Genomic DNA, 12,329 nt, shown 5'->3' with positions numbered 1-12,329 from the left:
CTCCGCGCCGGTGGCGGCGTCCGTGCCGCGGCAGGGGGCGTGGCGCAGGCTGGTCACCTGGTGGCGGGGTTACTGACCGCCCGCTGACGGGTTCGCCCAGCTCTCGTACGAGGTCCAGGCGCCCAACTCGCGTGCGCTGACGAAGCGATGGTCGGCGCCCGTGACGGGGTCCGTGAACTCCAGGACGCGGGACAGGAGTTGAAGGGGCCGCCGGAAGTCGTCCGGCGGCACCGGGCCCGTCACCAGCGGGTAGACCGGATCGCCGAGGATCGGCAGGCCCAGGGCGTTCATGTGTACCCGCAGCTGGTGGGTGCGGCCGGTGTGCGGGGTGAGCCGGTAGCGCGCCAACACGCCCTTGTGCTCGGCGAGTTCGACGTGGCTCTCGCTGTTGGGCTCGGCGCCGGGGACTTCGTAGGCGGCGATGATGCCGCGCTCCTTGACGATGTGGCTGCGCACGGTGCGGGGGAGTGTGACTCCGGGGTCGTGGGCGGCCACGGCCTCGTACTCCTTGCGCACCCGCCGCTCTCCGAACAGCGTTTGGTACGCGCCGCGTTCCTCGGGTCGCACGGTGAAGAGGATCAGCCCCGCGGTGAGCCGGTCGAGGCGGTGCGCGGCGCCGAGCGCGGGGATGCCGAGCTCCCTGCGGAGCCGGGCCAGTGCGGTCTCGGTGACGTGACTGCCGCGGGGCATGGTCGCGAGGAAGTGGGGCTTGTCGGCGACGACGATGTGCTCGTCGCGGTACACCACGTCAATGCCGTACGGCACCGGAACCTCGTCCGGCAGATCCCGGTGGAACCACACGAAGGCACCGGGCACATAGGGAGCGTCCGGCGCCACGGGGAGCCCGTCCACGCCGACGACGAGACCGTCCCGCAGCATCCCGTCGATCACCCCGGGCCCGGCCTTGAGCCGCTCGACGAGATGATCCCGCACGGTCGCCCACGCTCCGTCGGCCGGCAGCTTGACCCGCACGGGGTCGACGCCGCGCCGCTGCGGCAGGGGAGAGGGCGGGATTCGGTGCTTACGGGTCACAACGGGCAAGAGTACGGGGCCGGTCTTGGGCGGCCTGCCGTCTTCCCCAGGTGCCGCCTTCCCCAGGTCAGGAGCCCGTGGCCCGGTGCGGCCCGTCCCCGTGGATGCGCGCGTGCAGATGCATGTCGTGCCAGCCGTCCGCGTGCAGCGCCGCACTGCGCTTGGTGCCCTCCGGCGTGAAGCCGGACTTGAGCGCGACGCGGCAGGAGGCCTCGTTGGCCGTGGCATGGGTGAGTTCCAGGCGATGGAAGCCGGCTTCGTCGAAGGCCCAGTCGCTCAGCGCCGTGAGGGCGCGCGGGGCGATGCCCCGGCCGCGGGCCGACGGCATGGTCCAGTAGGCGACTTCGGCCTGCCCGTCGCCGAGCATGATGTGGCGCAGCGAGATCCGGCCCACCACCTCGTCCGTCGTGGCGTCGGCGACGGCCCAGTGCGCGTCGCGCTCCTCGGGCCAGGCCTTGCGCCAGTCGTCGATCCAGCCGCGGGCCTCGTCGACGGAATCGGCCTCGCGGGGGTGCCAGTGCTGGAGCACCGGGTCCTGGAACGCCTCGTACACGGCGGGCGCGTCGTCGGGCGACCAGGGGCGGATGATCAGCCCGCCGGGGGCGGGGATGGCCGGCTGCTCCTGGTGGGCGAGGGTGCCGGCTGTGACGACGTCCGGGATCTTGAAGGGCATGGGCTCATCGTGTCAGCGGGGACGCCGCGGCACGTAGTGGTTTTGTGGGCGCCCGATTCGCGATACATCGTGTATTGACCCTGCTCCGGGACTCGCGATATGTTCGTGTGCGGATATTCGGAAGCGAGGTGGGTCTGATGGCGGCGAAGCGCCGGAAGCTCGGCAATCCGCTGGCTCTTGCCGTGATGGTGGTGCTCACCCAGAAGCCCATGCATCCGTACGAGATCGCGCAGACCCTGCGCCGTCAGGGCAAGGACGCCACGACAAAGATCAACTACGGCTCGCTGTACACCGTCGTCCAGAACCTGGAGAAGCACGGCTTCGTCGAGGTCACGGACGTGGAGCGGCAGGGCAACCGGCCCGAGCGGACCCTGTACGGCATCACGGACGCCGGTCGGGAGGAGATGACCGAATGGCTGTCCGACCTGATCGCGGTCCCGGCGCGCGAGTATCCGATCTTCGAGACCGCTCTCTCGCTCATGGGGGTCATCCCCCCCGACGAGGTGGTGCGCCTGCTCGACGAGCGGGTCGTCTCCTTGGAGGTGCAGGCGGCCAGTTCCCGTGGGGCGCTGGACAAGCTGTACGAGACGCTGCCACGGGTCTTCCTGGTGGAGGTCGAGTACCAACTGCACATGGTCGAGGCGCAGGCCGAGTGGGTCCGCGGCTTCCTCGACGAGGTCAGAAGCGGTGAGCTCGGCGGCATCGACGGGTGGCGCAGCTTCCATGAGACGGGGCAGGTCCCGCCCGAATTCCAGGTCCTTGAAGACACGGGAGGCGTGGAGGACGTAGCAGACAAGAAGCAATGAGAAAGACCCCGGCGGGAGCTGTTGGAGCAGCCCCCGCCAGGGTCTCGAACCCCGGACCGGACCTGCCGTGAAGCGGGCCAGGCGATCGAGGTGCGGCACACCAAGGATAGCCCGGCGCTCTTCACGCGGATCGGCTCGGCGTACCCCGGCGTACCCGAAACCGGCGTACCCCGTACCCGGCTTCGGCGTACCCCGTACCCGAAACCGCTCACGCAGAAGAGAGCTGTCGTCATGAGCATCAGCAGTACGTCCGCGCCGCCGCCCGCGGTCCAGGCGCGCCGACTCGTCAAGACCTATCCGGGCGGCGTCACCGCCCTCACCGGCATGGACATCACGGTCGAGCCGGGCACCGTCTTCGGGCTCCTCGGCCCGAACGGCGCCGGGAAGTCCAGCACCGTCAAGATCCTCACCACCCTCGCCCGCCCCGACTCGGGCACCGCCACCGTCGCGGGCCATGACGTCCTGCGCCACCCCGGCCGGGTGCGCCGCGCGATCGGCGTGGTCGCCCAGAAGTCCGGGGCCGACCCGATGGCCACCGGCCGGGAGAACCTTCAACTCCAGGGCAGGCTCTACGGGTTGCGGGGAGCGGCGCTGGACAGGCGCGTCGACGGGCTGCTCGATCGCTTCGCCCTCGCCGATGCGGCCAAGCGTCAGGTCAAGGGCTACTCCGGCGGGATGCAGCGGCGTCTGGATGTCGCGCTCGGCCTGGTGCACCGGCCCGAAGTCCTCTTCCTCGACGAGCCGACGACGGGTCTCGACCCCGAGGCGCGTACGGCCATGTGGGACGAGATCGCCCGCCTGGCGGGCGACGAGGGGCTCACCATCCTCCTCACCACGCACTACCTCGAAGAGGCCGACCGCCTTGCCGAGCGCATCGCCATCGTCGACCGCGGCCATGTCGTCGTCGAGGGCACACCGGGCGAGCTGAAGGGTGAACTCCGCGGTGACGCCGTGCACTTGGAGCTGCGCGAGCCGGTCGGATCCGCGGGCCGCACCCTCCTGACGGGTGCGCTGTCCGGGGTGTCCGGCGTGCACGAGGTGCTGCTCGAAGGGCGCCGCGTCAGCGTGCGCGCGGACGACGGGGCCGCCGCGGTGCCCGCGCTGCTCGCCGTTCTGGACCGGGCGGGTACCGCGGTGGCCTCGGCCACCGTGGCGCGGCCCTCGCTCGACGACGTCTATCTGCGGTACGCCGGGCGCCGCTACTCGGAGGCCCAGGCCGCATCGCCGGAACCCGCCCTGGCCGCCGCGGGAGGTGCCCGATGAGTGAGGCCCTCACCCAGACCTGGTTCATGACGCAGCGTCAACTGACGGCGTTCGTACGGCAGCCCGCGTATCTCCTGATCACGCTGATCCAGCCGGTCGTCTGGCTGTTCCTGTTCGGCAATCTCTTCAAGAAGGTCGTCGAGCTCGGCGGCTTCGGCACCACGTCCTATCTCGACTACCTCGTACCGGGCGTCGTGGTGATGAGCGCGCTCAGCTCCAGCATGTGGGCGGGCATGGGCACGCTCGAAGAGATCGAGCGCGGCACGCTCAACCGCTTTCTGACCACGCCGGTCAGCAGGGGCGCGCTGATGAACGCCAACATCGTGCACAACGGCATCAGTACCGCCCTGCAGTCCGTGATCATCGTTCTGCTCGGCATGCTCGGCGGGGCCGGGTATCCCGGTGGCGTCGGCGGTGTCGCGATACTGATCGTCGCCGCCGTGCTGCTCGGTGCGGTGTTCGGCGCGTTCTCCAACGCGCTGGGCATGCTGGTGCGCCAGCGCGAGTCGATCATCGGCATCAACACGTTCCTGCTGCTGCCGCTGACGTTCCTGTCGTCGGCGTTCATGGCGCCGGCGCAGATGCCGTCGTGGATGCGGCACCTCGCCGACTTCAATCCGCTCAACTGGGCGATGGTCGCGGGCCGTTCGGCGATGTCGGCCGAGCCCGACTGGGGCCAGGTGCTCGGCCGGGGCGGGGCGCTGCTCGCGCTGACCGTCCTCGCGGTGTGGCTCTCGACCCGTACTTTCAGGGCGTACCAGAAGTCGGTCTAGCGGACACATCCCCTTGAGGGGAGGCGGGTTCAGGAGCCGGTCGCCGCCGCGGGCGTCTCCTGCTCCGCCTCCACCTGCGCGTTCCAGTCACGCTTGGAGGCCTGCCAGCCGTCCTCGTTGTGGCCGAGGCGCCAGTAGCCGGAGATCGAGAGGCGCTCGCGCGGCACCTCGCGCTCCACGCGGAGGTAGCGGCGGAGCTCCTTCACGAAACCGGCCTCGCCGTGCACGAACGCCTGCACGTCGCCCGCCGGGAAGTCGAGGGAGCGTACGGCCTCGACGAGCGCCTCGCCCACGGGGCGCTCGCCGCGGTGCAGCCACTCGATCTCCGCGACCGAGCTGACCTTCTGCTCCTCGTCCGCGTCGGCGACCTCCACGAAGGCGTACGCCTTGGCGCCCTCGGGCAGTGCCTCGAGGGCGGCGGCGATGGCGGGCAGCGCGCTCTCGTCACCGGCGATCAGGTGCCAGTCGGCCTCGGCGTCCGGGGCGTACCCACCGCCCGGGCCGAGGAAGCGGACCGTGGTGCCCGGCTGTACGCGCTTGGCCCACGGTCCTGCCAGGCCCTCGTCGCCGTGGATGACGAAGTCGACGGCGAGCTCGCGGGTCTGCGGGTCCCAGGAGCGCACCGTGTATGTCCGCGTCACGGGCCACTGGTCGCGAGGGAACTCCTCGCGGATCCGCTGGATGTCGAAGGGCTCCGGATAGGTCACGCCATCGGCGTCGAAGAGCAGCTTCACGTAGTGATCGGTGGAGTCGCCCGCCGTGAACTCGGCGAGGCCGTCGCCGCCCAGGACCACGCGCTGCATGTGCGGGGTGAGTCGCTCGGTGCGCACCACCTGCGCGACGTGAATCTTCGGTGCCTTGCGTGCCGGACGTTCTGCCATGGCGGCGGCCTCCCCTGATCAAATGTTGCTTAGGCTTACCTAAGCTAACACCTCAGCCCAGGAGAGTCCTCAGCCTTGGAGAGTCCTCAGGCTTCGAGAGTCGTGAGCAACCGCTTCAGCGCACCGCCGAGGTTCCACCGCGCGGCCAGCTCGTCCAGGGCCGCGGGATCGCGGGGCTCGGCGGGCAGCGCGAGGTCGACGTCCGGCAGCGGTACGTCGCCCGCGACGCGGACGACCGTCGGCGCGACGGCCACATAGGCGCGGGATTCGTTGAGCCGCTTGCGCTGAGAGGGCGTCAGCTTGCTCATCGGGTCGTCCACCGCGGCCATGATTCCGGCCAGATTTCCGTACGCGTCGAGCAGCTTGGCCGCTGTCTTCTCGCCAATGCCGGGCACGCCGGGCAGGCCGTCGCTCGGGTCGCCGCGCAGCAGGGCCAGGTCGACATAGCCGGAGCCGTCCACTCCGTACTTCTCGCGGAGCCAGGCCTCGTCCGTGAGCTGGAGGGAGCCGACGCCCTTGAGGGGGTAGAGGACGCGGACGCCGCGTTCGTCGTCGACCAGCTGATAGAGGTCGCGGTCGCCGGTGACGATGTCGACCGGGCCCGTGGCGCGGCCGGCGTAGGTGCCGATCACGTCATCGGCCTCGTACGACGGCACGCCGACGCGGGCGATGCCGAGTGCGTCCAGGACGTCCTCGATGATCGGGACCTGCGGGGAGAGGGTGTCCGGGGTCTCCTCCGTGTCCGGGCCCTGCTCGACCTCCTCGGCGACGCGATGCGCCTTGTACGACGGGATCAGCTCGACCCGCCAGTGCGGGCGCCAGTCCGCGTCCATGCAGGCGACCAGGTCGTCCGGGCGGTGGTCCTGGACGAGCCGGGCGATGAAGTCGAGCAGACCGCGCACCGCGTTGACCGAAGTGCCGTCCGGGGCCTTCACGGAATCGGGGACCCCGAAATAGGCCCGGTAGTACAAGGACGCCGTGTCGAGCAGCATGAGCCGCCGCGTTCGCTGAGTCACCTTCGCATCATGCCGCACCGCACTGACAGCGCACCGTCACCGGACCCGTCAAGACATTGTTTCCGCCCCGGTGGGCAGGGGCCGGATCACGCCATGTTCCGGTCGCCAAAAGTGAATGGTATGTGAACTGGAACACTCTTGCGTTTGATCAGTGTATGAGGGGGCAGGCGCCGAGCCGGAGCGCCTCCGGTCGAGGATTCAACTATTTCACCGGGTAAATAAGCGGGCAGAACTCGCGTCGCTCCACGGCCCGCCGGCGGGGGAGGCGGGCCGTCTTGGTTCAACCCGAGAGGTGTATGTGTCCAGGCTGCAAGCCGAACACCTGTACAAGGTGTTCGGCAGACGACCCGCTGACGCGGTGGAGAAACTCCGCCACGGAACCGACCGAGAGGAGCTGCGCGCCGAGGGCACCACTGCCGCGGTGATCGATGCTTCCTTCACGGTTGAGCCGGGCCAGATCTTCGTCGTCATGGGTCTCTCCGGATCCGGCAAGTCCACGTTGCTGCGCATGCTCAACGGTCTGTCGGAACCAACGGCCGGACAGGTGCTCTTCGACGGTCAGGATCTGACCGGTCTCAGCGCCCGTGAGCTGCGCGAGGTGCGCTCCAAGAAGATCAGCATGGTCTTCCAGCACTTCGCGCTCTTCCCGCACCGCAGCGTCCTCGAGAACGCCGGCTACGGCCTCGAGGTGCAGGGTGTGCCGCGTGCCGAGCGCGAGGAGCGCGCCACGGTGGCGCTCGAACTCGCCGGGCTCAAGGGCTGGGAGAAGTCCTGGCCCGACGAGCTCTCCGGCGGTATGCAGCAGCGCGTGGGCCTGGCCCGCGCGCTCGCGACCGACGCGGACCTGCTCCTCATGGACGAGTCGTTCAGCGCGCTCGACCCGCTGATCCGCCGCGACATGCAGGACCAGCTCCTCGAACTCCAGAAGCGGCTGAAGAAGACCATCGTCTTCATCACCCACGACCTGAACGAGGCCATGCGCCTGGGCGACCAGATCGCCGTCATGCGCGACGGCGAGATCGTCCAGATCGGCAACGCCGAGGACATCCTCGTCACCCCGGCCAATGACTACGTCGCCGCGTTCACGCAGGACGTCGACCGCTCCCGTGTCCTCACGGCGGGCGCGATCATGGCCGAGCCCGAGACCGTGTTCGGCACGAAGACGCCCGAGGGCAAGGAGCTGACGACCGCACAGGACGTGCTGTCGGCGGCCCCCGCCACGGTCAAGGCCGAGACCCCGATCATCGAGCTGTTCACGCCGTGCTCCACCAGCGATGTGGCCGTCGCGGTGACCGACGACGAGGGCGCGCTCATCGGTGTCGTGCCGCGGGCGCGACTGCTCGCGGTGCTCGGCGAGCCGATGACCCCCGAGAACGAGCCGCAGGACGCCTCCGTCCCGCTCCAGAAGACGCAGGACAACGGCGAGCAGGCCGTGGGCAAGGTGGTCAGCGGTGCCTAGGATTCCCTTCGGCGAGTGGGTCAACGACAGTGTCGACTGGCTGCTCAGCCACATGGCCTGGCTGTTCGACTTCTTCAAGACCGTCTTCCAGGGCGCCTACGACGGCATAGCCGACGTGCTCCAGGCGCCCGAGCCGCTGATCCTCGCGGGCATCTTCGCCGTCGTCGCCTTCTGGCTGCGCGGTGTGGTCGCCGGTGTGCTGACCTTCGCGGGCTTCGCGTTCATCGTCTCCCTCGAACTGTGGGACCACGCGATGATGACGCTGGCCCTGGTGCTCGTGTCGACGATCATCGCGCTTGTCATCTCCGTGCCCGTGGGCATCTGGGCTGCGCGGTCGAGCACGGTCAGCGGCATCGTCCGCCCGGTGCTCGACTTCATGCAGACGCTGCCGGCGATGATCTACCTCATCCCCGCCATCCTCTTCTTCGGGATGGGCGCCCCCGCGGGCATCGTCGCCACCCTGATCTTCGCCCTGGCCCCCGGCGTCCGCATGACGGAGCTGGGCATCCGCCAGGTCGACAAGGAACTGGTCGAGGCCGCGGACGCGTTCGGCACCACGCCGCGCAACATCCTGCTGCGCGTCCAGCTGCCGCTCGCCCTTCCCACGATCATGGCCGGTGTCAACCAGGTCATCATGCTGGGCCTGTCCATGGCCGCCATCGCGGGCATGGTCGGCACGGAGGGCCTGGGCGCCGACGTCAACGAGGCCATCGGCCAGCTGAACGTCGGTCTCGGCTCCGAGGCGGGCGTCGCCATTGTCATCCTGGCGATCTACCTGGACCGGATGACCAGCTCGCTGGGCACCCAGGTCTCCCCGCTGGGCCGTCGCGCCGTCGCGAAGCTGCGTGCGGCGCAGGGCCTGAACATCTGGAACTACCGCCCGCAGGCCGCGGTCGCGGTCATCGGCGTGGTCGTGCTCGCGCTCGTCGCGGGCGGCATGGGCGCTTTCGGCGGTTCGAAGTCCGAGAACTCAGCCACCGACGGGAAGAACGTCGGCCAGGGCAAGGAAATCAACATCGGCTACATCCCCTGGGACGAGGGCGTGGCCTCCACCTTCCTCTGGAAGGAGATCCTGGAGCAGCGCGGCTTCAAGCCGCAGACCAAGCAGCTCGAGGCGGGCCCGCTCTACACCTCGCTCTCGCAGGGCAGCATCGACTTCCAGACCGACTCCTGGCTGCCGACGACGCACGCCGCGTACTGGAAGAAGTACGGCAGCAAGCTCGAGGACATGGGCTCGTGGTTCGGCCCGACCTCGCTCGAGCTCTCCGTGCCCTCGTACGTGAAGGGCGTCGACTCGCTCGAGGACCTCAAGGGCAAGAGCGGCCAGTTCAAGGGCAAGATCGTCGGCATCGAGCCGAGCGCCGGAATGATGGGGCTGCTCAAGGACAAGGTCCTCAAGGAGTACGGCCTCGACAAGGAGTACAAGGTCGTCGACGGCTCCACCCCGGCGATGCTGGCCGAGCTGAAGCGCGCGTACGCCAAGAAGGAACCGATCGTCACCACGCTCTGGTCGCCGCACTGGGCCTACAGCGACTTCGACCTGAAGAAGCTCAAGGACCCGAAGGGCGCCTGGGGCAAGGGCGACGGCGTGCACAGCCTTGCGCGCAAGGGCTTCTCCAAGGAGAACCCGCAGGTCGCGAAGTGGCTCAAGGACTTCAAGATGAGCGAGAAGCAGCTCACGAGTCTTGAGGCGGAGATCAACAAGGCGGGCAAGGGCAAGCAGCAGGAAGCCGTCAAGGCCTGGCTGAAGAAGAACCCGGGCGTCGTCGACAAGCTGGCCCCGCTGCCGAAGAACTCCACCCCCGCCGAGGCGAAGCGTCCGCTGAACGCCGCGTACTTCGCGTGGGACGAGAACATCGCCGTCACCAATCTCTGGAAGCGTGTCCTGGAGAAGCGCGGCTACAAGATGAAGCTGACGCCGTCCGACGTCGGCCCGGTCTACACCGCTCTCGCACAGGGCGACCTCGACCTGGACCTCGACGCCTGGCTGCCCACCGCCCAGAAGCAGTACTGGGAGAAGAACAAGGCGAACCTCAAGGACCTGGGCTCGTGGTACAGCCCGACGTCCCTGGAGATCGCCGTCCCGTCCTACGTCAAGGACGTGAAGTCGCTCGAGGACCTCAAGGGCAAGGGCGACAAGTTCAAGGGCAAGATCATCGGCATCGAGCCCGGCACGGGCGTGATGACGGCGCTCAAGGACAAGGTCCTGCCGGGCTACGGCCTGGACAAGGAGTACAAGATCGTCTCCGGTTCGACGCCCGCGATGCTCTCCGAGCTGAAGTCGGCGTACGCCAAGAAGGAGCCGGTCGCGGTCCTGCTCTGGTCGCCGCACTGGGCGTACAACGAGTACAAGCTCACCAAGCTGAAGGACCCCAAGGTCGGCTTCGGCAAGGGCGACACGATTCGGACGATCTCCAGCAAGGAGTTCCCGAAGCAGTACCCGCAGCTCACGAAGTGGCTCAAGGACTTCAAGATGAGCGAGAAGGAACTGGCAAGCCTCGAGAACGAGATCAACAAGGCGGGCAAGGGCAATGAGCCCAAGGCCGTCGACTCGTGGCTGAAGAAGAACCCGGGCTTCGAGCAGAAGATGACTCCGCAGTCATAGCTCGCAGTATTGGCTCTTCACCGCTGATGCACCACCGAGGGGTGGGCCTCGCCTTGTGGCGAAGCCCACCCCTCGGGGCGTTCCCGGGGGCACCCCCGCTCCCTAGGCTGGGCAGCCTCCCCGCCGCTCGAACGTAAGTCCGCCCTGTGACCGTCCGTACGCCCCGCCTCCTGCTCGCCGTGGCTCTCGCCCTCGCCGGTGCGCTGCTCCTTGCGCATCTGGCGAACGCGAGTTCCGCACCGGCCTCCGCCGCCACCGCGCGTCTGGCCGCCCTCGCCGACGACGTGACCGCCGCGGACGGCCACCGCTACGACACGCGGGACCACACCGGCCGCACCATGGACGCCGCGCAGATCGCGCAGAGCCCCGACGGCACATATCTGGCCGTTTACCACACCCTTCTGGACGACGGCCGCTTCCATGCCGCCGTCGCCACCTCCACCGATCTGCGGCACTGGCACCGGCGGCACGACTTCGGGCCCGGAACCCATCAGGCGTCGCTCGCCGGTGACGGGCGCGGCGGGTACGTCCTCGCCTACGAGAAGGACCCGAGGAACCACATCGCCGTACGCGGGTACGCCGACGAGGCGGCGCTGCTCGACGGGCGCCCGTCGCGGGCCTACGACGCGCCGCGCACCCTCTCGCGGTGCGCCGAGGGCACGCCCAGCATCACCGAAGTACGCGGGAACACGATCGAGCTCACCGGGCACTACCGCGCCGACTGCGACACCGACCGCCAGCTGCGCGCCACCCTCACCGGATTCCGCGACTGGCACGCGGCGCCCGACCGGCGGCTCGACCGGGCGCTGCAGACGTGGGGCAACGGCGGGAACCTCGGGGACCGGGCCCCCGTCGAGCTCGACGGGCAGCGGATGCTCCTCGTGGAGGGACAGCGGTGGCGGGGCGACTTCGGAAGCTGGCGGACGTACGCGTACGACCCCGTGAGCGGCCGGGCGGACCGTCTCGCCATCTCCACGCACGGCGGAAGCCGCGCCTTCGCCAATCCGTCGGCGACGCTCCTCACCGACCCGCGGGGCAGGCCTGCCTTGCTGGTCAGCCTGTTCATACCGGGGGAGGGAGCGGCCCCCGGAGAGGCGGGGCAGCTTGTCTACTGGCACAAGCTGTAGATGGCGGTCCTCGCAACGGGGCAAAACCGTTTGGCGAACATGCGTAGGGTGCAGAAAACCCAACAGGGGTGAGAGTGGACCGACGCGCAGAAGGGAGCCGAGGCGATGGACGAGCAAAAGGAAACCCTCCGGGTGGGCTCGGCCGTGCGGCGCCGCCGCCGGCAGCTGGAGCTCACCCTCGCCGTGGTGGCCGAGCGCAGCGGTCTCTCGGTGCCCTTCCTGAGCCAGGTCGAGAACGAGCGGGCGCGGCCCAGCAGGCGTTCCCTGCAGCGGGTCGCCGACGCCCTCCTGACGACCGACGTCGAACTGCTGGCCGCCGCGGACCCCGCGTGCACGGTCGACCTGATGCGCGCCGAGGAGGGGGACGTCGAGAATTCCGCCCCTGACGCCCGCGTGCGCAATCTGGTGCGCGGCCACCACCAGCTGCACGCCATCGAGTTCACCGGCGACCACGACGAGGGACGCGAGTTCCAGCACCGCAACGACGAGTTGATGTACGTGGTGGGCGGCGCCGTCGAGGTCGAGGCGGAGGGCAGGGCGTACCGCCTCGGGCGGGGCGACAGCCTGTATCTGACGGGCGGGGTGCGCCACCGGTGGCGGGCGACCGTGCCGGACAGCCAGGTCCTTGTCGTGGCCGTCGGCGATCACATCGAGGCCCTGGACGGCTCGCGGCGCTGAGGGGGTCTCACGGTGA

11 protein-coding genes are annotated in these 12,329 nt (G+C 69.2%); 7 read left to right on the top strand and 4 right to left on the bottom strand.

The features are described from left to right. Nucleotides 1-69 precede the first annotated feature (69 nt). Both ABD378_RS36070 and ABD378_RS36065 read right to left on the bottom strand, forming a co-directional pair. Nucleotides 70-1,032 (bottom strand): RluA family pseudouridine synthase, encoded by a 963-nt coding sequence (locus tag ABD378_RS36070; RefSeq protein ID WP_386545716.1) that lies wholly within the window; start codon nt 1,030-1,032, stop codon nt 70-72. Nucleotides 1,033-1,099: 67 nt separating this feature from the next. Next, nucleotides 1,100-1,705, bottom strand: a complete 606-nt coding sequence (locus tag ABD378_RS36065) for a GNAT family N-acetyltransferase (RefSeq protein WP_344528170.1) — start codon at nt 1,703-1,705, stop codon at nt 1,100-1,102. A gap of 137 nt (nt 1,706-1,842) precedes the next feature. Here ABD378_RS36065 and ABD378_RS36060 point away from each other — a divergent pair, with 137 nt between their 5' ends. The 3 genes from ABD378_RS36060 to ABD378_RS36050 all read left to right on the top strand — a co-directional run bounded on the left by ABD378_RS36060 (nt 1,843) and on the right by ABD378_RS36050 (nt 4,547). Then, the gene (locus tag ABD378_RS36060; RefSeq protein WP_344528168.1) at nt 1,843-2,511 is read left to right on the top strand and encodes a PadR family transcriptional regulator; all 669 of its coding nucleotides are present in this window, start codon (nt 1,843-1,845) and stop codon (nt 2,509-2,511) included. Between the two features lie 231 nt (nt 2,512-2,742). Next, on the top strand, nt 2,743-3,774 hold the full coding sequence (locus ABD378_RS36055) for an ATP-binding cassette domain-containing protein (RefSeq protein WP_344528166.1): 1,032 nt from the start codon (nt 2,743-2,745) through the stop codon (nt 3,772-3,774). Continuing rightward, on the top strand, nt 3,771-4,547 hold the full coding sequence (locus ABD378_RS36050) for an ABC transporter permease (RefSeq protein ID WP_344528164.1): 777 nt from the start codon (nt 3,771-3,773) through the stop codon (nt 4,545-4,547). The genes ABD378_RS36055 and ABD378_RS36050 overlap by 4 nt, the downstream gene beginning before the upstream one ends. 29 nt (nt 4,548-4,576) lie before the next feature. Here ABD378_RS36050 and ABD378_RS36045 read toward each other — a convergent pair whose 3' ends face one another. Then, entirely contained in the window at nt 4,577-5,428 is an 852-nt protein-coding gene (locus ABD378_RS36045) for a siderophore-interacting protein (protein ID WP_344528162.1), read from the bottom strand. Between the two features lie 86 nt (nt 5,429-5,514). Further along, a complete protein-coding gene (locus ABD378_RS36040) occupies nt 5,515-6,420 on the bottom strand; it encodes a 5'-3' exonuclease (RefSeq protein WP_344528178.1) in 906 nt (301 codons plus the stop codon). Between the two features lie 322 nt (nt 6,421-6,742). Here ABD378_RS36040 and ABD378_RS36035 point away from each other — a divergent pair, with 322 nt between their 5' ends. From ABD378_RS36035 to ABD378_RS36020, 4 genes are all read left to right on the top strand, one after another. Beyond that, nucleotides 6,743-7,903: a quaternary amine ABC transporter ATP-binding protein gene (locus tag ABD378_RS36035; RefSeq protein ID WP_344528160.1), complete on the top strand. Its 1,161-nt coding sequence runs from the start codon at nt 6,743-6,745 to the stop codon at nt 7,901-7,903. Continuing rightward, on the top strand, nt 7,896-10,508 hold the full coding sequence (locus ABD378_RS36030) for an ABC transporter permease/substrate binding protein (RefSeq protein ID WP_344528158.1): 2,613 nt from the start codon (nt 7,896-7,898) through the stop codon (nt 10,506-10,508). The genes ABD378_RS36035 and ABD378_RS36030 overlap by 8 nt, the downstream gene beginning before the upstream one ends. Before the next feature lie 146 nt (nt 10,509-10,654). Further along, nucleotides 10,655-11,635, top strand: a complete 981-nt coding sequence (locus ABD378_RS36025) for a hypothetical protein (protein WP_344528156.1) — start codon at nt 10,655-10,657, stop codon at nt 11,633-11,635. 105 nt (nt 11,636-11,740) lie between these two features. Then, nucleotides 11,741-12,313 (top strand): helix-turn-helix domain-containing protein, encoded by a 573-nt coding sequence (locus ABD378_RS36020; protein ID WP_344528154.1) that lies wholly within the window; start codon nt 11,741-11,743, stop codon nt 12,311-12,313. Nucleotides 12,314-12,329: the final 16 nt, after the last annotated feature.

It is taken from the genome of Streptomyces rectiviolaceus (assembly GCF_039533825.1).
Classification (GTDB): domain Bacteria; phylum Actinomycetota; class Actinomycetes; order Streptomycetales; family Streptomycetaceae; genus Streptomyces; species Streptomyces rectiviolaceus.
The sequence above is the reverse complement of the archived record's forward strand: the minus strand, read 5'-3'. Positions and strand labels throughout refer to the sequence as shown.